At 42.4% G+C, this 19,827-nt stretch carries 19 protein-coding genes; 15 read left to right on the forward strand and 4 right to left on the reverse strand.

Annotated features, from left to right (window positions below; translation table 11 throughout):
* The first annotated feature begins 33 nt into the window (after nt 1-33).
* The 9 genes from O3644_RS02650 to O3644_RS02690 all read left to right on the forward strand — a co-directional run bounded on the left by O3644_RS02650 (nt 34) and on the right by O3644_RS02690 (nt 11,748).
* Nucleotides 34-2,478 carry a bifunctional DnaQ family exonuclease/ATP-dependent helicase gene (locus O3644_RS02650; RefSeq protein WP_371594996.1) on the forward strand — a complete coding sequence of 815 codons (2,445 nt, stop codon included), beginning with the start codon at nt 34-36 and terminating at the stop codon, nt 2,476-2,478.
* Nucleotides 2,479-2,592: 114 nt separating this feature from the next.
* Nucleotides 2,593-3,567: a YeiH family protein gene (locus O3644_RS02655; RefSeq protein ID WP_371594997.1), complete on the forward strand. Its 975-nt coding sequence runs from the start codon at nt 2,593-2,595 to the stop codon at nt 3,565-3,567.
* 12 nt (nt 3,568-3,579) lie between these two features.
* Complete coding sequence (locus O3644_RS02660; RefSeq protein WP_371594998.1) at nt 3,580-4,812, forward strand: FtsW/RodA/SpoVE family cell cycle protein; 1,233 nt, start codon at nt 3,580-3,582, stop codon at nt 4,810-4,812.
* A gap of 36 nt (nt 4,813-4,848) precedes the next feature.
* Nucleotides 4,849-5,397, forward strand: coding sequence for a DJ-1 family glyoxalase III (locus tag O3644_RS02665; RefSeq protein ID WP_371594999.1), 549 nt, complete (start codon nt 4,849-4,851; stop codon nt 5,395-5,397).
* A 122-nt stretch (nt 5,398-5,519) separates the two neighbouring features.
* Nucleotides 5,520-6,098 (forward strand): HAD-IA family hydrolase, encoded by a 579-nt coding sequence (locus tag O3644_RS02670; protein ID WP_371595000.1) that lies wholly within the window; start codon nt 5,520-5,522, stop codon nt 6,096-6,098.
* Nucleotide 6,099: 1 nt separating this feature from the next.
* Entirely contained in the window at nt 6,100-8,049 is a 1,950-nt protein-coding gene (gene gyrB, locus O3644_RS02675; RefSeq protein ID WP_371595001.1) for a DNA topoisomerase (ATP-hydrolyzing) subunit B, read from the forward strand.
* An 85-nt stretch (nt 8,050-8,134) separates the two neighbouring features.
* Nucleotides 8,135-9,859 carry a septation ring formation regulator EzrA gene (ezrA, locus tag O3644_RS02680; protein ID WP_148888057.1) on the forward strand — a complete coding sequence of 575 codons (1,725 nt, stop codon included), beginning with the start codon at nt 8,135-8,137 and terminating at the stop codon, nt 9,857-9,859.
* A gap of 99 nt (nt 9,860-9,958) precedes the next feature.
* Nucleotides 9,959-10,606: a phosphoserine phosphatase SerB gene (gene serB / locus O3644_RS02685; RefSeq protein ID WP_048763830.1), complete on the forward strand. Its 648-nt coding sequence runs from the start codon at nt 9,959-9,961 to the stop codon at nt 10,604-10,606.
* 8 nt (nt 10,607-10,614) lie between these two features.
* Nucleotides 10,615-11,748: a glycerate kinase gene (locus O3644_RS02690; protein WP_371595002.1), complete on the forward strand. Its 1,134-nt coding sequence runs from the start codon at nt 10,615-10,617 to the stop codon at nt 11,746-11,748.
* A gap of 130 nt (nt 11,749-11,878) precedes the next feature.
* Here the strand turns inward: O3644_RS02690 and O3644_RS02695 are convergent, their stop codons facing one another.
* Both O3644_RS02695 and O3644_RS02700 read right to left on the reverse strand, forming a co-directional pair.
* Nucleotides 11,879-12,229 carry a nuclear transport factor 2 family protein gene (locus O3644_RS02695; protein WP_125379588.1) on the reverse strand — a complete coding sequence of 117 codons (351 nt, stop codon included), beginning with the start codon at nt 12,227-12,229 and terminating at the stop codon, nt 11,879-11,881.
* Entirely contained in the window at nt 12,226-12,684 is a 459-nt protein-coding gene (locus O3644_RS02700) for a DUF1694 domain-containing protein (protein WP_045496765.1), read from the reverse strand. The genes O3644_RS02695 and O3644_RS02700 overlap by 4 nt, the downstream gene beginning before the upstream one ends.
* A 184-nt stretch (nt 12,685-12,868) precedes the next feature.
* On the opposite strand from O3644_RS02700, the gene eno reads away from it, so the two are divergent.
* Together eno and O3644_RS02710 are read left to right on the forward strand one after the other, a co-directional pair.
* A complete protein-coding gene (gene eno, locus O3644_RS02705; protein WP_015604660.1) occupies nt 12,869-14,173 on the forward strand; it encodes a surface-displayed alpha-enolase in 1,305 nt (434 codons plus the stop codon).
* Between the two features lie 76 nt (nt 14,174-14,249).
* On the forward strand, nt 14,250-14,834 hold the full coding sequence (locus O3644_RS02710) for a hypothetical protein (RefSeq protein ID WP_371595003.1): 585 nt from the start codon (nt 14,250-14,252) through the stop codon (nt 14,832-14,834).
* A gap of 60 nt (nt 14,835-14,894) precedes the next feature.
* On the opposite strand, the gene O3644_RS02715 is transcribed toward O3644_RS02710, so the two are convergent.
* Nucleotides 14,895-15,080, reverse strand: a complete 186-nt coding sequence (locus tag O3644_RS02715; protein WP_005589722.1) for a hypothetical protein — start codon at nt 15,078-15,080, stop codon at nt 14,895-14,897.
* A 31-nt stretch (nt 15,081-15,111) separates the two neighbouring features.
* Entirely contained in the window at nt 15,112-16,122 is a 1,011-nt protein-coding gene (locus O3644_RS02720) for a lactonase family protein (protein ID WP_048764021.1), read from the reverse strand.
* Between the two features lie 238 nt (nt 16,123-16,360).
* Between O3644_RS02720 and O3644_RS02725 the strand changes: the two genes are divergently transcribed.
* From O3644_RS02725 to O3644_RS02740, 4 genes are all read left to right on the forward strand, one after another.
* Nucleotides 16,361-16,627, forward strand: coding sequence for a hypothetical protein (locus O3644_RS02725; RefSeq protein ID WP_005592220.1), 267 nt, complete (start codon nt 16,361-16,363; stop codon nt 16,625-16,627).
* Nucleotides 16,628-16,655: 28 nt separating this feature from the next.
* On the forward strand, nt 16,656-17,921 hold the full coding sequence (locus O3644_RS02730; protein ID WP_371595004.1) for an efflux RND transporter periplasmic adaptor subunit: 1,266 nt from the start codon (nt 16,656-16,658) through the stop codon (nt 17,919-17,921).
* Nucleotides 17,908-18,582, forward strand: coding sequence for an ABC transporter ATP-binding protein (locus O3644_RS02735; protein ID WP_005589728.1), 675 nt, complete (start codon nt 17,908-17,910; stop codon nt 18,580-18,582). The genes O3644_RS02730 and O3644_RS02735 overlap by 14 nt, the downstream gene beginning before the upstream one ends.
* Nucleotides 18,583-18,656: 74 nt before the next feature.
* Nucleotides 18,657-19,811: an ABC transporter permease gene (locus O3644_RS02740; protein ID WP_371259509.1), complete on the forward strand. Its 1,155-nt coding sequence runs from the start codon at nt 18,657-18,659 to the stop codon at nt 19,809-19,811.
* Nucleotides 19,812-19,827: the final 16 nt, after the last annotated feature.

The following is a 19,827-nucleotide window of genomic DNA, read 5'->3' on the forward strand; positions in this document are numbered from 1 at the left end:
TCAGGCTGGCATTTGTGATATAATCATAGCAGTATGACACAATCGAACTATAAATATGCTGTCATCGACTTGGAGGCTACAAGTGCGAACAGCAATGCAAAAATTATTCAAATCGGCATTGTCATCATTGAAAACGGGGTGATTTGCCAAACGTATGAAACAGATGTGAATCCGCATGAGGACTTGGATGAGCATATTAAACAGCTGACAGGATTGGATGATCAGCGCTTACGCCAAGCTCCGGACTTCTCACAGGTTGCCCGTGAAGTTTATGAGCTGATTGAGGATGCGATTTTTGTCGCTCATAATGTCAAGTTTGATGCCAATCTATTGGCAGAAGCTCTCTTTTGGGAAGGCTTTGACTTGCTGACTCCGAGAGTGGATACGGTGGAATTGGCTCAGGTTTTCTATCCGACTTTTGATAAATATGCCTTGGGGAACCTGTGCGAACTTCTGGAGATTCCTCTGGAAAATGCTCATACCGCTTTAGCAGATGCTCAGGCGACAGCTCAGTTATTTCTAAAAATCCAGGAAAAGATGGCAGGACTGCCAAAGGCTTTGCTGGAGAAGGTGCTGGAATTTTCCGATAGTCTTATCTATGAGTCACGGTTAGCGATCGAAGAGATTTTTCAGTCGATGCCAGACTATTCTGGTCAGGCTTTGCAGGAGACGCATGGTATCTTTTTGAAAAAGCCGAAAATCTTGCCGCCTGAGAAGAAACTTTCGCAGGACTTTCTGACAAATCTTTATCTGCTGGGGCTGGACGAGCGCCCTGAGCAGCTGACATTTGCGCAATATGTGACTGAGGCGCATAGTCAGACTGCGGCTAGCTTTTTGGAGGCCCAGACAGGGCTTGGAAAGACTTTTGGTTATTTATTGCCCATTTTGGCTCATGGTCAGGATAGAGCCCTGGTGACCGTTCCAACGAAGATTTTACAGGATCAACTGATACAAAAAGAAGGTCGACTCTTAGAGGAAGTCTTTCATATCTCCTTTCATAATCTCAAAAGTCCCGAAAATTATCTGAAATTAGATTATTTTTATCAAAGTCTCTCGGTCTTGGATGATAATCGACTTGTTAATCGTTGCAAAATGCAGCTTTTGGTTTGGCTGACAGAGACGGAGACGGGTGATTTAAATGAAATCGGTCAGGCTTATCGTTTCGAGTCTTACTTTAGCCAGATACGCCATGATGGGAAATTAAGTAAGTATTCGCTCTTTTATGAAGAGGATTTTTGGCGACTGGGGCAGGTCAAGGCGGCTAGCAGTCGTGTCGTGATTACCAATCATGCTTATCTTTTGACGCGCCTTGAAGATGACCAGTCTTTGCTGGACAATCGGATGCTGGTGGTGGACGAGGCTCAAAAAATGTTTTTTGCCTTGGAAAGTTTTTCGCAGGCCAGTATCAATTTGACCAAGCAATTGCAAACTATCAGCCAAGCTCTGCAGACAGAAAAACAGATTTTACAAGAACGCCTCTTGCAAAGCATCCAATTTGAATTGGCAGATGCTGCTGAAAAGCATCGGGGCAAGATCAGTGAATTGGATTCACAGAAGATAGCCAAGCTGCGTCAAGATGTGTCTGAGCTGGATGAAAGCTTGCTACCAGAGCTCAGGGAATTGTTTTCAACCAAGTACCAATACTACTGGCTAACGGAAGAACAGTTGACCGATCATCGGCTAATTAAGCTTCATGCTGGGCGCTCAGAACTCATGAGATTTAAGGATTTCCTGCCTGAGACAGTTAAGGTTATCTTAGTCTCCTCTACTTTAGAGATTAGTTCCAAGGTGAATTTGCCTCAATTACTAGGTTTTGAGGATTATCATTTTTATAAACTTCCTCAGCAAAAGAAGCCCCTGCAGAAACTTTTCTTAGATCTAGATTTTCCAGATGTGGTGGAGTTATCAACGCAGGAATACGCTGAGAGGATTGTTACAAGCTTAGAGAGCTTGGCTCCACTGAATCTGCCAATGGTGGTTCTCTTTACCTCCAAGGATTTATTGCTGGCCACTTCAGACCAGCTGACCTTGCCGCATTTGGCCCAGTATAAGAATGGCGAGCCAGCCAATATCAAGCGACGTTTTGACAAGGGAGAGGCACCCATCTTGCTAGGAGCAGGCAGTTTCTGGGAAGGAGCGGATTTTGCTCAGCAAGAGCAAATCATTCAGCTCATCACGCGGATTCCTTTTGATAATCCCAAAGATTTCTTTGTGCAAAAAATCAATCACCATCTGAAGGCAGAAGGCAAAAATCCTTTTTACGATTATCAGTTGCCGTCAGCTATTTTACGATTGAAGCAGGCCATGGGGCGAACCCGTCGCAATGAACACCAAAAGTCGGCGGTTATTCTCTTGGACAAGCGTATTTCAACCAAGCGCTACGGTCGGCAGATCCAGCAAAATCTGAATCAATTGGCATCTCTAGAAATGCTGTCGCAGCGGGATATTGTAAAGGAATTAAAAGAATTTTTCGATTAAAACTGCTTGAAAACAGTCAATTTTATCTGGCTGTTTTTCTAAATGATTGCAATTTTCTAGGCTACTGATGCCAAAAATCTGCTATAATGAAGAGAATAGGAAGAAGGTTATGACGTGAAAAAGAATCTACCAGGAATTGCTCTATCGTTTGCGATAGCGGCTGTTTCCATTTGTTTAGGAAATTGGTTTCCGCTGATTGGATCCAGTGTGTTTGCCATCGTTTTAGGAATTTTGCTCAGTAATTTATGGAAACTTCCAGATGCCTTTCAGCCGGGCTTGACCTATGCAGGAAAGAAACTGCTTCAATATTCTATTATCTTTTTAGGTTTTTCCATGTCCATCGGCAAGGTTTCTGCGACGGGTTTATCTTCTTTGAAGATTAGTCTTTTAACCATTTTGATTGCTTTCTTAGCGGCCTATGCAGCTGGAAAGTTCTTCAAGATGAGACGTGTTTTAACCATTTTGATTGGCTTTGGAACGGCTATTTGCGGTGGATCGGCTATTGCAGCAGCTTCGCCTATTTTAGAAGCAGAAGAAGAGGATATCGCTCTTTCCATTGCAACCATCTTCTTTTTCAATATTTTAGCTGTTTTCATCTTTCCTTTTCTGGGCCATCTTATGCAAATGTCTGATGTCTATTTTGGGACTTGGGCAGGGACGGCCATCAATGATACTTCGTCAGTCGTTGCGGCAGGTTATACTTACAGTCAAGCGGCGGGAGATTTGGCAACCATTGTCAAACTGAGCCGAGCCTTGATGATTGTACCCGCCTGTCTCATCTTTGCAGGCTATCGCTATGTCCGAGATAAGCGGTCGGCTCAAAAAGTAGACCTCAAGAAGATTTTTCCTTGGTTTATTTTGTGGTTTGTCTTGGCTTCTGTAGTGAGTAGTTTGGGAATTTTCCCATCAAATCTAGTTCCTTACACGAAGCTGTTGTCCCAATGGCTGATGGCTATGGCCTTAGCCGGGATTGGAGCCAAGGTGTCATTCAAACAGTTCAAGGAAGCTGGAGCGGGACCATTATTAACCGGAGCTTTTGCTTGGTTCTGCGTCGCAGTTTCTAGCTTGATTATCCAATATTTTTTGTAAGAAAGGAAAATTATGCCTTCACAGCAAAGAACATTTGAATCTAGGATTGATTACAGCTTGCTTTTACCTGTCTTGCTCTTACTATCGATCGGAGTTACGGCTATTTATATAGCGGTTAGCCATGATTATCCAAATAATGTCTTGCAGATTGTTGGTCAGCAAGTAGTTTGGATTTTATTAGGCTTTCTGATTAGCTTTATCGTTATGTTTTTTAACACTAAGTTTCTTTGGAAGATGACGCCTTTTCTGTATCTTTTAGGCTTAGGACTTATGGTTCTTCCGCTTGTATTTTATAGTGAGAGCTTAGTGGCTTCTACAGGGGCAAAAAACTGGGTATCTATTCGCGGTGTTACTCTCTTTCAGCCATCTGAATTTATGAAAATCTCATATATTTTGATGCTGTCACGAGTTGTAGTGAAGTTTCTGCAGCAAAATAAGAACTATGAGCGAACCATTGCTTTAGATCTCTTTTTGATTGTAAAATTAGCATTATATACCTTGCCGGTTTTGTTGCTTTTGGCCTTGCAGAGTGATTTGGGGACAGCCCTAGTATTTGCTGCGATTTACTGCGGCATTGTCCTCTTATCTGGTGTTTCGTGGAAGATTATTCTACCGGTTTTCTTGACAGTATCCCTTCTTTTTACTGTCTTTATGTTGATCTTTATTTCAAATGGTGGCCGTGCTTTTCTCCATGGTTTAGGGATGCCGACTTACCAGATCAATCGGATCTCAGCCTGGCTCCATCCTTTTGAATATGCTCAGACAGTAACCTATCAGCAGGCACAGGGACAGATTGCTATTGGAAGTGGAGGTTTGTTAGGTCAAGGATTTAATGTCTCAAATCTTCTAGTACCTGTCCGTGAAAGTGATATGATTTTCACCGTGATTGCAGAGGATTTTGGTTTTCTTGGTTCGAGTTTGGTGATTGTGATTTATCTGTTCTTGATTCATCGTATGCTTCAGATTACTATTAAGTCCAACAATCAGTTCTACACCTATATCTCGACCGGTCTCATTATGATGCTGCTCTTTCATATTTTTGAAAATATTGGTGCTGTGACAGGGATTTTGCCTTTGACAGGGATTCCGCTTCCTTTTATTTCCCAAGGTGGCTCCTCCATCGTCAGCAATCTCATCGGAATCGGTCTCCTACTGTCTGTCTCTTATCAAAATAGCTTGGAAGAGGAGAAGCATGCCGTGACTCTGTCTGTTCGTAAAAAGATTGTACTTAGAAAAATAAAATAAGAAGTGGATACCTTGTATCCTAGAAAGGTGTTTTAGATGAAAAAAGTAGCTCTCATGTTAGCCAATGGCTTTGAAGAAATTGAAGCCCTCGCCGTTGTCGATGTCTTGCGTCGTGCAGGCTTCATCTGTGATATGATTGGTTTTGAGGAGGCTGTGACAGGCTCTCATCAGATTACTGTCAAAGCCGATCAAGTCTGGAATGGGAATCTATCTGCTTATGATATGGTTGTTCTTCCAGGCGGTATGCCAGGATCAACAAATCTGCGAGATGATGAGCGCTTGATGGAAGTTCTACAGGAATTTCAAGCAGAAGATAAATTTGTCGCAGCAATCTGTGCCGCTCCGATCGCTCTTGACCGCGCAGGTCTGCTGAATGGCAAGAACTTTACTTGCTACGATGGAGTAGAAGCAAACATTGAGAATGGTAGCTATCAGAAGCAGACCGTTGTCGTGGATGGAAAGCTAATCACCAGCCGTGGCCCATCCACAGCCCTGCCTTTTGCCTATGAGTTGGTTCACCAGCTAGGCGGAGATGCGGATCAATTGGCAAGTTCTATGCTTTTTAAAGACGTTTTTGAGAAGTAAAAAATTCACTCGATTTTCGAGTGAATTTTTTCTGTCTAAGTTGGATGAAAAATCTATGAAAATATGCTATTTCATCATAAATAAAAGCCCTTTTTTTCAAAAAATATGATATAATAAAGGGTATGAATTATCAAGATTACATCTGGGATTTGGGTGGGACTCTCTTGGATAATTATGAGACTTCAACCGCAGCTTTTGTCCATACTTTGCAGGACTTTGGTCTGACTGCGAGTCATGATGAAGTTTATAAGGCTCTCAAGGTCTCAACAGAGTATGCAGTCTGCCAGTTTGCCCCTGGAAATAAGGAATTTTTAAAGGCTTATAAGGCGAATGAAGCCAAGGAATTAGAACATCCGATTTTGTTTGAGGGAGCTTCAGAATTATTAGCACAAATTATTCAGCAGGGTGGTAGAAATTTTTTGATTTCTCACCGAGATGATCAGGTGTTAGAGATTTTGCAGAAGACGCAGATTGGTCTTTATTTTACAGAAGTAGTGACAGCTACTAATGGTTTTAAACGCAAGCCAGACCCTGAGTCTATGCTGTATTTAAAAGATAAATACCAGATTGAGTCTGGTCTGGTTATCGGAGATCGGCCGATTGATATCGAAGCTGGTCAGGCGGCGGGCTTTAGCTGCTATCTTTTTGATAATATGAAAAATCTTGAAGAATTTGTAGATATTGAACTAGAAAAGGAATAACATGACAGAAGAAAAGCAACAAGACATACAAGCGCAAGAATATGACGCCAGTCAGATTCAGGTCTTGGAGGGCTTAGAAGCCGTTCGGATGCGCCCTGGTATGTATATCGGTTCGACCTCCAAGGAAGGTTTGCACCACTTAGTATGGGAAATTGTTGACAATTCGATTGATGAAGCCTTGGCTGGCTTTGCCACTCACATTCAAGTTTTTATTGAAAAAGATAATTCGATTACAGTTGTTGACGATGGTCGAGGCATTCCGGTTGATATTCAGGAGAAAACAGGCCGCCCGGCTGTGGAAACCGTCTTTACTGTCCTTCACGCTGGAGGAAAATTCGGCGGTGGTGGCTACAAGGTCTCAGGAGGTCTGCACGGTGTAGGCTCTTCCGTTGTAAATGCCCTGTCCACTCAGCTGGATGTCCGTGTTTATAAAAACGGCCAGATTCATTACCAAGAATACCGTCGCGGTCATGTAGTCGCTGATCTAGAAGTCATCGGTGAGACCGATCGTACAGGTACGACCGTTCACTTTACGCCAGATCCAGAGATTTTCACTGAAACAGTAGAATTTGACTTTGAAAAGCTCAATAAGCGGGTGCAGGAACTGGCCTTCCTCAACCGTGGTCTCAGAATTTCCATCACAGATAAGCGGGATGGAATGGAGCAGGCCAAGGATTACCACTATGAGGGTGGGATTGCCAGCTATGTCCAATACATCAATGAAAATAAGGATGCAATCTTTGATACGCCGATTTACACTGACGGCGAAATGGACGATATTACGGTTGAAGTCGCTATGCAGTATACGACTGGCTACCATGAAACAGTCATGAGCTTTGCCAATAACATCCACACCCACGAGGGTGGAACGCATGAGCAAGGCTTCCGGACCGCCTTGACACGAGTTATAAATGACTATGCCAAGAAAAACAAGCTTCTCAAAGAAAACGAGGACAATTTGACTGGGGAAGATGTTCGTGAGGGTCTGACAGCGGTCATCTCTGTCAAACACCCTAACCCTCAGTTTGAAGGTCAGACCAAGACCAAGCTGGGCAATAGCGAAGTGGTCAAGATTACTAATCGCCTCTTTAGTGAAGCTTTCTCAGATTTCCTTTTGGAAAATCCTGCGGTGGCTCGGAAAATTGTCGAAAAGGGAATTTTGGCTTCTAAGGCCAGAATTGCTGCTAAGCGAGCTCGGGAAGTAACCCGCAAGAAGTCTGGTTTAGAAATCTCTAATCTGCCAGGAAAATTGGCTGATTGCTCGTCCAACAACCCACAGGAAACAGAACTCTTCATCGTGGAGGGGGACTCAGCGGGTGGTTCAGCTAAGTCTGGGCGTAACCGTGAATTTCAGGCTATTTTGCCGATTCGCGGTAAAATTCTCAACGTTGAAAAAGCCAGCATGGATAAGATTCTGGCTAATGAAGAAATCCGCAGCCTCTTTACTGCTATGGGAACGGGCTTTGGAGCTGACTTTGATGTCAGCAAGGCTCGCTATCATAAATTAGTCATCATGACTGATGCGGATGTGGATGGAGCTCACATTCGGACTTTGCTCCTAACTTTGATTTACCGCTACATGAAGCCGGTTCTGGAAGCAGGCTATGTCTACATCGCCCAACCACCCATCTACGGTGTCAAGGTCGGCAGCGAGGTAAAAGAATACATCCAGCCAGGTGCTAATCAAGAAGAAGAACTGCAAGCTGCTCTCGAGCGCTATAGTGAAGGTCGCTCTAAGCCGACGATTCAGCGCTACAAAGGTCTGGGAGAAATGGATGACCATCAGTTGTGGGAAACGACCATGAACCCAGAACACCGTCTAATGGCGCGAGTTTCGGTGGATGATGCAGCAGAAGCTGACAAGATTTTTGACATGCTGATGGGGGACCGTGTTGAACCTCGTCGTGACTTTATTGAAAAAAATGCAGTATATAGCACACTTGATGTCTAAAAAGTTAGAAAAAACAACCATTACAAATGAATTTGTGATATAATCAATATGTTTGCTTTTTAGTAAAAGAATGAAGGAGTTTTATATGTCTAATGGACTGATTATTCTCATTATTGTAGTAGCAGCACTATTAATTTTAGGCTATTTTACTGCTATCTATATGAGAAAACGAAATGAAGCGAAGCTTCGAAGTTTGGAGGAGAAAAAAGAGGAACTTTACAATCTTCCTGTGAATGATGAAGTGGAAGAAGTTAAAAATTTACATTTGATTGGTCAAAGTCAAGTGACTTTCCGTGAATGGAATCAAAAATGGGTAGACCTCTCTTTAAATTCATTTGCTGATATTGAGAACAATCTCTTTGAGGCAGAGGGCTACAATAATTCTTTCCGTTTCCTCAAAGCCAAGCATGCGATTGAAAACATTGAAAGCCAAATTGATTTAATCAGTGAAGATATTCATGCGATTCGTCAAGCTTTAGAAGATCTGAAGAAACAAGAATCTAAAAATAGCGGACGGGTCTTACATGCCCTAGATCTATTTGAAAATTTGCAGCATACTGTGGCTAGCAATCCTGACGCTTATGGACGAGCTCTTGCAGAAATTCAGAAGCAAATGGAAAATATTGAGTCTGATTTCTCTCAATTTGTTACTCTCAATTCTTCAGGGGATCCTGTGGAAGCGGCAGAAATCTTAGACAAAACAGAAGATCGTATCCTAGCATTGACACAGATCGTCGAAAAAGTTCCAGCAATTGTAGAAGACTTGACTGAGAAATTACCAGATCAATTAGAAGATTTGGAGTCTGGCTACCGTAAATTATTGGAAACCAATTATCATTTTATTGAGACTGACTTAGAGGCGCGTTTCCAACAACTTCGTGCTAGTTTGAAACGAAATGAAGAAAATCTTGCGGCTTTGGAGTTGGATAATGCCTTGTATGAGAATGAACAAATTCAAGAGGAAATCGATGCTCTGTATGCCATCTTTACTCGAGAGATTGAGGCTCATAAAGTCGTTGAGAAGTTGGTGAACTACCTTCCTGACTATTTAGAACACACTAAAGAGAATAACCAACAGCTTCAAAGCGAAATGGAACGTTTATCACATTCCTTCTTGCTACCAGAACCTGAAATAAATCATATCAAGGATTTGAAATCTGAATTATCTGCTCAAGAAGCAGTGGTACACTCTTCACTTGAAGATACAGCTGAAATGAAGAAACCTTTCTCATTGGTTAGAGAAGAGTTGGAAGCTATTCAAGATCGATTGAAAGAAATCGAAGATGAACAGATTGAACTTGGTGAGCAACTAGAAAAGATCGAAAAAGACGATGTCAATGCCCGTCAAAAAGTTACGATTTACGCCAATAAATTGCATACGATTAAGCGATTTATGGAAAAACGTAACTTACCGGGTATTCCAGAGTCCTTCTTAACAATTTTCTTTGGAGCAAGCGACTATATTGAGGAGCTGGCTAGAGAGTTGGAGGCAACTCGTGTGAATATCGAATCTGTTAACCGCTGGTTAGAGATTCTGGCAAATACAATGAATGAATTGGAAGAAGAGACATACCGAATCGTTCGAAATTCTACCTTAACAGAGCAGTTGCTACAATACTCTAACCGTTATCGTTCCTTCGATGATAATGTGCAGGCAGCCTTCAATGAATCCCTTCATGCCTTTGAAGTTGAATTTGATTATGCAAAATCTTTGGAAATTATTTCAAAAGCCTTGGATATTGTTGAGCCTGGAGTTTCAGCTCGTTTTATCAATTCATATGAAAAAACACGCGAAAATATTCGCTTCTAAGAAAGTTCCTTCGAGAACTTTTTTCTTTGCGATCTTGCTTGTTTTGCGATTAAAAATCCTGTATAATACAACAAATCACAGAAAATATGAGGTGAGTAGATGAGTCAGGTCACAGGTTTATTGGTGATGGATGTAGATAGCACTCTTATTATGGAAGAGGGCATTGATTTATTGGGCGAGGAAGCAGGAGTTGGGGAGCAAGTCGCTGCTATCACTGAGCGAGCCATGCGCGGAGAATTGGATTTCGAGGCTGCCTTACGGGAGAGGGTTTCACTTTTGGCGGGACTTCCGGAAACTATCTTTTCTCAAATAGCTGATAAGATTCATTTCACACCTGGTGCTAAAAAATTAGTAGATGAGCTGCATGCACGGGGCTACAAGGTTGGCTTGGTGTCAGGTGGCTTTCATGAAACGGTGGATAGACTGGCAGAGGAGCTAGGAATTGACTATGTAAAGGCCAATCGCTTAGAAATCAAGAACGGCTTCCTGACAGGTCGTGTTTTAGGAGAGATTGTTAGCAAAGATACCAAAGTTCAGATGCTGAAAGAATGGGCTCAAGAAAACAATTTGGAATTAGATCAAACCATTGCCATGGGAGATGGCGCCAATGATTTGCCTATGATTCAAACGGCAGGCATCGGAATTGCTTTTAATGCCAAGCCAATTGTAAGAGAGCAAGCGCCCTATCAAATCAATGTTTATGACCTCTATCAGGTAATGGATATTTTGGATGGGAAGGAAAAATAGGAGGCACGATGCATATCTTGTTAGCACCAGATTCTTTTAAGGAAAGTTTGTCTGCTGTTCAAGTAGCAGAAGCCTTGAAAGAAGGTTTTTCCCAAGCTTTGCCAGAGGCGGCTTTTGACTTACTGCCTATTGGAGATGGCGGCGAAGGGACTGTGGCTGCCTTGATTTCGGCTATGAAGCTAAAAGAGTTTCGCCATTGGGTAACCGGACCTTTCGGCCAGCCAGTCGAAATGAAATATGCAAGACAAGAGCAGCTAGCGCTTTTTGAAATGGCAGATTTAGTGGGACTGGCTTTAATTCCTAAGGAAAAACGTAATCCCTTAAGTTTAGAAACCAGAGGTCTGGGGGAGCTGATCCTTCATTTGGTCGAACATGGAGTCAAAAAGATTTTAGTCGGTGTTGGAGGCTCGGCGACGAATGATGGAGGCATCGGTATGGCAGCCGGTCTGGGCTATGAATTTTTTGATGAAAACAATCATCGACTGCGACCTATCGGTTCCTCTCTAGGGAGAGTTGCCCGAATTTCTGCGGAACGTGTTCCAACTTTCCTGAATGATATAGAAATCGAAATTTTGACAGATGTGTCCAATCCTTTATGTGGGCAGCAGGGAGCGACTCAGGTATTTGGACGACAGAAAGGCTTGTCTGAATGGCTTCTTTCATCTGTCGATCAGGAAATGAGGAAGTTCTATGAACTGGCCAATCCGCAGATTTTCACCCAAGCTGGTGCTGGTGCCGGAGGAGGCATGGCAGCAGGGCTGGTCACATTTGCCAAGGGGAAAGTCGTGTCAGGAATTGATACCTGTCTGGATTTGTTGGATTTTGACCGCAGGGTTAAAGAAGCGGACTTGGTTGTTGTCGGTGAGGGGCGCATGGATAAGCAGTCTTTGGCGGGAAAGGCCCCAGTTGGAATCGCAAGGAGGACGCCAAAAGAGATTCCCGTTCTTGCGATCTGTGGCAGTTTGGCTGATGATTTGCCTCCATTTCCTAAGGAGAATATCCATGCAGCTTTTCCCATTATCTCGCAAGTGGTGGATTTGGACGTAACCTTAGCTCAAGCGAGGGAAAATCTGGTTCGTACAGCTCGCAATATTGGCAACCTATTAGCCATCAAAAAAAGAGAGTGGGACAGAAATCGGTAATTCGTTAGAATTCGATTTCGTCGTCCCACCTCCGCACAGTTGAGCAGGGATGTAAAAGCTGATGAAATCAGCGTAGTAGAGCCCGCTCAACCACTGCGTCTTGCTCGACAATCCAAAGACAATTAAGAGGCTAGGACTTTTGTCCCAGCCTCTTTTTCAGTAAATATTCGATCTCTTTGACGATTAAGCCGTTTGTAAATTCAAATAGATCGCAGGAAAGGTCTCCGTGGTCATTGACCAAAACTGTTAGAATCCGACTTTGCTCGGAATTGGTGTGATAGTATTGGCAACTAAACTGTGTGGAACTATTCTGATAAGCCTCCTGTATCCTGTGGAGGTAGGCTTCTTTTCCCTGAATGATTTCTGAGGATTCTCCATGCAGCTCCCAGACGACATGCTCGTCTAAAAGAGTTTGATAAATGTCCCAATTACGCTGATTTTCCGCCTCGAAAAAGGTAAATAATTTCTCTAAATTTGTCATTTATGAAACATTTTTTTCCAAAGGGAGGTCTTCTTGAGGGGAGATGGTTTACTATCTGCTGGGTGGAGGACATCGGCAAATTGCTTGCTCAAGTCCTTTTCTTCCACAGTCACAGGACGATCGCTATGGATTACCAAGCCAAAAGGAGAGGATTGGCAAAAAGCGGAGACAATGGTGGCCTCACAGCCTAAGTCTTTGGCGGTTTTTAGGTAGAAAACCTGCTGGCTGGATATGACTTCAGGCGATATTTTGACTGTGACGGGCTGGTAGCTTTCAGTGATCTTCTCAACTATTTCTTTAAAATGCTGCTTTAGAAGAGTAGAATTGGCATCAGAAATAGAGCAGTAGCCAATCACCCGCTCTTCAAAAGTTTCCAGAAATTTGCGTTGTTCATCAGGATTGAGCTTAGCATTTCCCTGAGATTTTTCCATGATAATGTTATTTAGATCTGTCATGTTTCTAGTATATCATAAATAAAGGACTTCTGATTTTCAAACTGTTAAGAAAAAGATAGGATGTAACCGATTGCATTTCAAAAATTGTGATTTTTCAAGCAAAGCTGCTGTTTTTCCTTGAAAAAAAAGCGCTTTTGAGGTATCATAGACTAGTAAATAATTTTAAACAATAAGGAGAGTCAAAATGTCAATTATTACTGATGTTTATGCTCGCGAAGTCCTCGACTCACGCGGTAACCCAACACTTGAAGTAGAAGTTTATACTGAATCAGGTGCTTTCGGACGTGGTATGGTTCCTTCAGGAGCTTCTACTGGTGAACACGAAGCAGTTGAACTTCGTGATGGTGACAAATCTCGTTACGGCGGTCTTGGTACACAAAAAGCAGTTGACAACGTGAACAACGTTATCGCTGAAGCTATTATCGGTTACGATGTTCGTGACCAACAAGCTATCGACCGTGCAATGATCGCTTTGGACGGTACTCCAAACAAAGGTAAATTGGGTGCGAACGCAATCCTTGGTGTGTCTATCGCTGTAGCTCGTGCTGCTGCTGACTACCTTGAAATCCCACTTTACAGCTATCTTGGTGGATTCAACACTAAGGTTCTTCCAACTCCAATGATGAACATCATCAATGGTGGTTCTCACTCAGACGCTCCAATCGCTTTCCAAGAATTCATGATCGTACCTGCTGGTGCACCATCATTCAAAGAGGCTCTTCGTTGGGGTGCTGAAATCTTCCACGCTCTTAAGAAAATCCTTAAATCTCGTGGTTTGGAAACTGCTGTTGGTGACGAAGGTGGATTTGCTCCTCGTTTCGAAGGAACTGAAGATGGCGTAGAAACTATCATTGCTGCTATCGAAGCTGCTGGTTATGTTCCAGGTAAAGACGTATTTATCGGATTTGACTGTGCTTCATCAGAATTCTACGATAAAGAACGTAAAGTATACGACTACACTAAATTCGAAGGTGAAGGAGCTGCTGTACGTACTGCTGCAGAACAAATCGACTACCTTGAAGAATTGGTAAACAAATATCCAATCATCACTATCGAAGATGGTATGGACGAAAACGACTGGGATGGTTGGAAAGCTCTTACTGAACGTCTTGGTGGTAAAGTTCAATTGGTTGGTGACGACTTCTTCGTAACAAACACTTCTTACCTTGAAAAAGGTATTGCAGAAGGTGCTGCTAACTCAATCCTTATCAAAGTTAACCAAATCGGTACTCTTACTGAAACATTCGACGCTATCGAAATGGCGAAAGAAGCTGGTTACACTGCCGTTGTATCACACCGTTCAGGTGAAACTGAAGATTCAACAATCGCTGATATCGCAGTTGCAACTAACGCAGGACAAATCAAGACTGGTTCACTTTCACGTACAGACCGTATCGCTAAATACAACCAATTGCTTCGTATCGAAGACCAACTTGGTGAAGTAGCTGAATACCGTGGATTGAAATCATTCTACAACTTGAAAAAATAATTCCTTCTAATGGAATGAAGCAAATCCCTTGAGGCCAACTCAAGGGATTTTTAATAAATAAGGGGAGATTTTTGGGATGCTTTATTTTATACTGTATATTCTAAGCAAGGGATGGCTAGCTCTAACTATTTTATCTCTAGGACTCTTTTTAGCTTATAGGCGGAAATCATGGTCTCTGGCATTTTTGGTGACTCTTTTATTCCTCTTAATCTCCAGTATATGCTTGTATCCTCAGTTCAGTCTATGGATTGCTTTTCCCTTTTTGTTTCTCGCTTTCTATTTATTGGTCAAAAGATATAGATGGCTTCTTTATCCTGCTCTTGCTTTAGGCTTGTTGCTATTGGCAGTTTCTCCTATTCTTGGCTATATTTTTAGAGTCTATGTTCCAGTGAACTATTATGCCTATCTTGAGGAAAAAGGGCAGACAGTAGTGGTTCGGGAAGATTACTATGGATCATTTTTTAGTAAGAGCGATATAGAAATTATGACCTATGTAAATGGTCAACTTCCTTATGCAAATAAGATAGTTTATGAAAAGGTTGACTTACATGATTTTAATAAGGACAAAGATGTCGATAAGGATGTTTTTCTTGCTCAACCTTTGACAAGGGAGCGATTGGAAGAATTAGAGGATTTTATGAATCGGAAATGGACTAAATAAGGCTCGATCAAATAAAAAAGCTGTTGGATTTTCATCTAACAGCTTTTTTTAATTAAGATTTTAGAAAATAGACTTAACTTTGTTGATGACGTCGTTGAGACCTTTTGAATTTGCTACTAAATCTTTTGCCTTGTCTAAGTATTCGCCTAGCTCATCTTTGTGGTCTTCGACAAACTTCTTAGCTGCATCAAAATCTTTCTTTTCGATCAATTCTTTGACTTGGTTAAACAATTCTACTGGATTCATCTTGAATGCTCCTTTGATAATTTTCTTTTGATTATTGGAAGGTCACGCAGACAGCTTCTGGCACATAGAAATCATGAAAGATTTCTGTTAATCGACCTGTTTCAGGATCGCGTTTGAAGACAGTTGCATTGTCCGAATCTTGGTGGACAGCGATGAGGTAGTTTTGGTCAGGTGTAATATTGAAATCGCGTGGATTTTTGCCCTTTGTTGGCGTGATTTCAACGAGCTGTAGGCTTCCATCAGCTAGAATTTGATAAACAGCTATTGAGTCATGGCCGCGGTTAGAGCCATAGAGGAATTTTCCGTCATCAGAGATGCGGATGGCTGCAGTGCCGTTAAAATCTTCAAATCCTGCTGGGAGAGTTGAGATGGTCTGCAGGTGTTCAAACTGACCAACGCCATCATAAATCAATACTTCGATGGTAGAATTTAGTTCGCAGATAAGGTAAGCAATCTTATAGTGATTATGAAAGACAATGTGGCGTGCCCCGGCTCCAGCAGCACATATGTAGGTGGCCAATTTGTTCAGTTGTCCGTCTTCTGTCACATCGTAGGTAGTGACTTGATCTGTTCCGAGGTCACAAGTAATCAGATATTGATCGGGAGTCAAGTCAGCATAGTGGACATGGGCAGAGGCTTGATTGGCGTGAGGTCCTTGCCCGACATGAGTATCTGAATCAGCCAGTTTTAGACTGCCATCTTCTTGCTGCTTGTAGACCAGCACTTGTCCCTTGTGGTAGTTAGCTCCGTAGACAAGACCTCTTTCATTATCTACAGCAACATAGCAAAGCGGAGCGCCTTCCTCAACCACGTGATTGAGCAGCTGCCCTTCTTGGTCATAGGCCGCAATCCCGCCTTGTCCGTCTTTTGCACCAACGGTGTATAGATGACCAGCTTGGTCAAAGGCTAGGTAAGTTGGGCTTGGCTCTTCAGCTACTAATTCTAAGTTTGAGAGTTGTCCCTTTTCAGTGTCAAAATCTGCCTTGTAAATTCCTTTGGAAACTCGTCGGGTGTATGTTCCAAAATAAACTGTTTGAGTCATGTTTCCACCTCATTCTTTTAAAATCAATCTATTATACCATAAAACGACTTAAGAAGCTGTTTGGATAGGAAAAGTCCTGCATCTAGAGGACAATCTCAAATTTTATCAAAAAATAGATAAAAAACAGATGGTGGGTAGGAAGGGGATAGACCACTTTGATAGAATGGAATTGTTCAAAAAAACAAATACGATCAGGAAAGCTCAAAATTCCTGTTTTCTAAAACAAAGGAGAAATCAAATGAACGTAAAAAAATTCGCTATGCTTGTAACTCTTATCGGAATGTCTGTCTTTTTCCTAGCTGCATGTGGTTCTAAGAATGCTGACAATAAAGAAATTAGTGATGGGAAAAAAGTAGATTTTAAGAAAGATGCTGTTGATCAAAAAACGAAAACAGTAGACGGCAAGGAAGTGACAGAGTATACTATGCCGGACGGAAATGTGATTCAAATCCCAGCGGATGGAGAAGAATTACCAACAGATGAATCTGAATCAACTGATAAATAAAAGTTAGAACTTGTAGGTTGGAGGCAATATGTTTCAAATAAAAAAAATGAATCGTAAAACCATTCTATTGGGAAGCACGGTCATTCTTGCTTGTGCAGGGCTGGGAGGCTATGTACTTCTTCATCAGGTTAATCAACAACAAGCCATGAAAATGGTCGATAATAAGATTGATTCACTGACGGTCCAAGATGCTGTTAATAACAGTAAAAAAACAAGCCTAGTTTTATCTGGAGAAGTAGTTGCTAACAATAGTAGTAAGGTCAAGATTGACCCATCAAAAGGTGAAGTTAAGGAAGTATTCGTTAAAAATGGCGATACTGTTACACAAGGTCAGCCCCTCTTTTCCTATGTGACCTCGCAGGAATTGACAGCCCAGTCTGCTCAGTATGATGCTCAAGCTAAGGCCAATAGCATTACGGCGGCACAAACTAGCGCATCTATCAAATGGGAAACCTATAACCGAAAGCTGGCTAATCTCAATACTCTTAAGAATAAATACAATTCTAGTAAGGATGAGTCTTTGTTAGATCAGATAAAATCTGCTGAAGACGAGCTGGCTCAAGCGCTAAGTGACGCTAAGACTGCTGACAATGAAGTAACGAATGCTCAGATTGAAGCCGAAAAGGCTCAGGTGACAGCTCAGACGGAATCAGACCGCATGAAATATGATACCGTGACGGCTGATACAGCGGGAACTATTACCTCTATGAACGAAGACTTACCAACTCAATCCAAGGCTAAAAAAGAAGAAGAAACCTTTATCGAAATCATGGATAAGTCTAAAACTTTGATCAAAGGGAGCGTTAGTGAATTTGACCGTGAGAAGCTGAGTGTGGGTCAGAGAGTAGATGTTGTGGACCGCAAGGATCCTAAGAAACGCTGGAGTGGTACCGTGACGCAAGTCGGCACCTTGACAACTGCAAATACTGGAAATAGCAATGGTGGAAATAAACAACAGGAAAATCCCAACCAAGGCAAGTTCCCTTATACTGTCGAGCTGGACCAAGGCGGTGAAATGCCACTTGTAGGCTCTCATTCTTATGTGAATGTCGTAGAAAATTCACCTGAGGCAGGCAAGGTAGTCGTCAACAAGGCCTATACTTTCAGCAAGAATGGTAAGACCTACGTCTGGAAGGTAGAGGGTAAAAAGGTGAAAATGAAGGAAGTCAAGACTAAGAAAGTCTCTGACCGTTTGGTAGAGATTACAGAAGGTTTGACTATGAAGGATACCATTTCGACGCCTAGAGAAGGCATGAAAGACGGAATGGAGGTAGGACAGAATGTTAAAGCTTAAGAACATCCACAAATCTTATCAACAAGGCAGTCAGGAATTTCCGATTTTGAAAGGAATTGATTTGCATGTGAAAGAGGGGGATTTTCTAGCGATTATGGGGCCGTCTGGATCAGGTAAGTCCACTTTGATGAACATTATCGGCTGTTTGGACAAGGCTAGCGCAGGGTCTTATCATATTGAAGGGACTGACGTCTCTGACCTGTCCGACAACCAACTATCTGATTTGCGTAATCAGAAAATTGGCTTTGTTTTCCAGAATTTCAACCTCATGCCCAAGCTGACAGCCTGTCAGAATGTTGAACTGCCTCTGACTTACATGAAAGTTCCTAAAAAAGAGAGACGCGAGCGCGCCTTGGAAATGCTGCGACTTGTCGGTCTGGAAGAAAGAAGTGACTTCAAGCCTATGGAGCTGTCCGGCGGTCAAAAACAACGGGTAGCCATTGCGCGTGCCTTGGTAACCAATCCCAGCTTTATTCTGGGAGACGAGCCGACTGGAGCACTGGATACCAAGACCAGTGTTCAGATCATGGAGCTGTTCAAGCAATTTAACGAACAAGGTAAGACCATTGTCATCATTACCCACGAGCCAGAAGTGGCTCAGCTTTGCAAGCAAACGGTTGTCTTGCGGGACGGTAATATAGAGACTCGGGCATTAGGATAGAAGGGGGCTATATGGAAGATATATTTGTAGCTCTAAACTCCATCCTGTCCCATAAAATGCGCTCTATGCTGACCATGCTAGGAATTATCATCGGGATTGGCGCTATTATTGCTATCTTTTCCATCATTGAAGGAAATACAGAAAATACCAAGCGTCAGCTGATCGGTGGTAGCAATAATACCATCAAAGTCGTCTACGACAAGAAAAGCGCCATCGATCCCTCTATTCCAGAAAAATCCCAAGCTCAGAAGCCTTCCTACATTCCTTTCATGGGAGAGGATGTCTTGTCCAAAATCAAGGAAATTCCTGGAGTTAAAAATGCTTTGATGACCTATGGGGCGGACGAAAAGATTTACTATCTCAGTCAAAAGTCATCTAGCAAGGTTCAGGCAGTTTCCCAGTCGGTAGCTGATATCAAGCAGCAACGGCTGTTGGAAGGGGAAGGCTTTGACTCTGAAGCCTTCAAAAATCAAGAACAAGTAACCTATCTAGAAAAGTCTCTTTATGATACCCTCTTTCCTAAGGGAGACGGTATCGGTAAGTATGTAGAAGTCAAGGGCAATCCTTTTAAAGTTATCGGCGTTTTTGAGTCGACTGAGCAGAGTGGCTTAACCTCTGGTTCGGAAAAGGTGGCCTATATTCCTCTGCAGCAATGGCATCGGATTTTTGATACCATCAATGTCAGTCCAGAAGTCACTGTCCAGACCCACAAAGCCGATGATTTGAAGAAGGTGGCCAAGAAGGTCAGTGATTATCTCAATCAGCAGATGCCTCAGTCAGACTATATGTTTGGTGTGCTGAATCTGCAAGAATTTGAACGTCAATTGGATAACCTCAACCAGTCTAACTTTGTCTTGCTAGCGGGTATTGCCAGCATCTCCCTTTTAGTCGGAGGTATTGGGGTTATGAATATCATGCTGGTCTCAGTGACAGAGCGGACACGTGAAATCGGGATTAAAAAGGCTCTGGGAGCTCGGAGAAAGATCATTCTCAAGCAGTTCCTGATCGAAGCTGTCATCCTGACGCTGATGGGAGGAATTATTGGTGTGGTAGCAGGTATCGCCTCTGGTTTTGCTATTACCCAGTCTTTGGCCTATCCTTATATTTTATCCCTCTTTTCTGTCTTTGTAAGTTTGCTCTTTTGTTGTATAATAGGAGTAGTATTTGGGCTCTTGCCAGCCGTAAAAGCATCCAAGCTGGATCCAATTGAAGCCCTGCGATTTGAATAAATAAAGGAGAATCAAG

It is taken from the genome of Streptococcus sp. 27098_8_113 (genome assembly GCF_041432545.1).
In the GTDB taxonomy this organism is placed as follows: domain Bacteria; phylum Bacillota; class Bacilli; order Lactobacillales; family Streptococcaceae; genus Streptococcus.

Excerpts from the sequence above, each read along its gene's own strand:
- O3644_RS02650 (WP_371594996.1), top strand. The coding sequence starts at position 34 with ATGACACAATCGAACTATAAATATGCTGTCATCGACTTGGAGGCTACA.
- O3644_RS02660 (WP_371594998.1), top strand. The coding sequence starts at position 3,580 with ATGCCTTCACAGCAAAGAACATTTGAATCTAGGATTGATTACAGCTTG.
- O3644_RS02665 (WP_371594999.1), top strand. The coding sequence starts at position 4,849 with ATGAAAAAAGTAGCTCTCATGTTAGCCAATGGCTTTGAAGAAATTGAA.
- O3644_RS02670 (WP_371595000.1), top strand. The coding sequence starts at position 5,520 with ATGAATTATCAAGATTACATCTGGGATTTGGGTGGGACTCTCTTGGAT.
- gyrB (WP_371595001.1), top strand. The coding sequence starts at position 6,100 with ATGACAGAAGAAAAGCAACAAGACATACAAGCGCAAGAATATGACGCC.
- ezrA (WP_148888057.1), top strand. The coding sequence starts at position 8,135 with ATGTCTAATGGACTGATTATTCTCATTATTGTAGTAGCAGCACTATTA.
- serB (WP_048763830.1), top strand. The coding sequence starts at position 9,959 with ATGAGTCAGGTCACAGGTTTATTGGTGATGGATGTAGATAGCACTCTT.
- O3644_RS02690 (WP_371595002.1), top strand. The coding sequence starts at position 10,615 with ATGCATATCTTGTTAGCACCAGATTCTTTTAAGGAAAGTTTGTCTGCT.
- O3644_RS02695 (WP_125379588.1), bottom strand. The coding sequence starts at position 12,229 with ATGACAAATTTAGAGAAATTATTTACCTTTTTCGAGGCGGAAAATCAG.
- O3644_RS02700 (WP_045496765.1), bottom strand. The coding sequence starts at position 12,684 with ATGACAGATCTAAATAACATTATCATGGAAAAATCTCAGGGAAATGCT.
- eno (WP_015604660.1), top strand. The coding sequence starts at position 12,869 with ATGTCAATTATTACTGATGTTTATGCTCGCGAAGTCCTCGACTCACGC.
- O3644_RS02710 (WP_371595003.1), top strand. The coding sequence starts at position 14,250 with ATGCTTTATTTTATACTGTATATTCTAAGCAAGGGATGGCTAGCTCTA.
- O3644_RS02715 (WP_005589722.1), bottom strand. The coding sequence starts at position 15,080 with ATGAATCCAGTAGAATTGTTTAACCAAGTCAAAGAATTGATCGAAAAG.
- O3644_RS02720 (WP_048764021.1), bottom strand. The coding sequence starts at position 16,122 with ATGACTCAAACAGTTTATTTTGGAACATACACCCGACGAGTTTCCAAA.
- O3644_RS02725 (WP_005592220.1), top strand. The coding sequence starts at position 16,361 with ATGAACGTAAAAAAATTCGCTATGCTTGTAACTCTTATCGGAATGTCT.
- O3644_RS02730 (WP_371595004.1), top strand. The coding sequence starts at position 16,656 with ATGTTTCAAATAAAAAAAATGAATCGTAAAACCATTCTATTGGGAAGC.
- O3644_RS02735 (WP_005589728.1), top strand. The coding sequence starts at position 17,908 with ATGTTAAAGCTTAAGAACATCCACAAATCTTATCAACAAGGCAGTCAG.
- O3644_RS02740 (WP_371259509.1), top strand. The coding sequence starts at position 18,657 with ATGCTAGGAATTATCATCGGGATTGGCGCTATTATTGCTATCTTTTCC.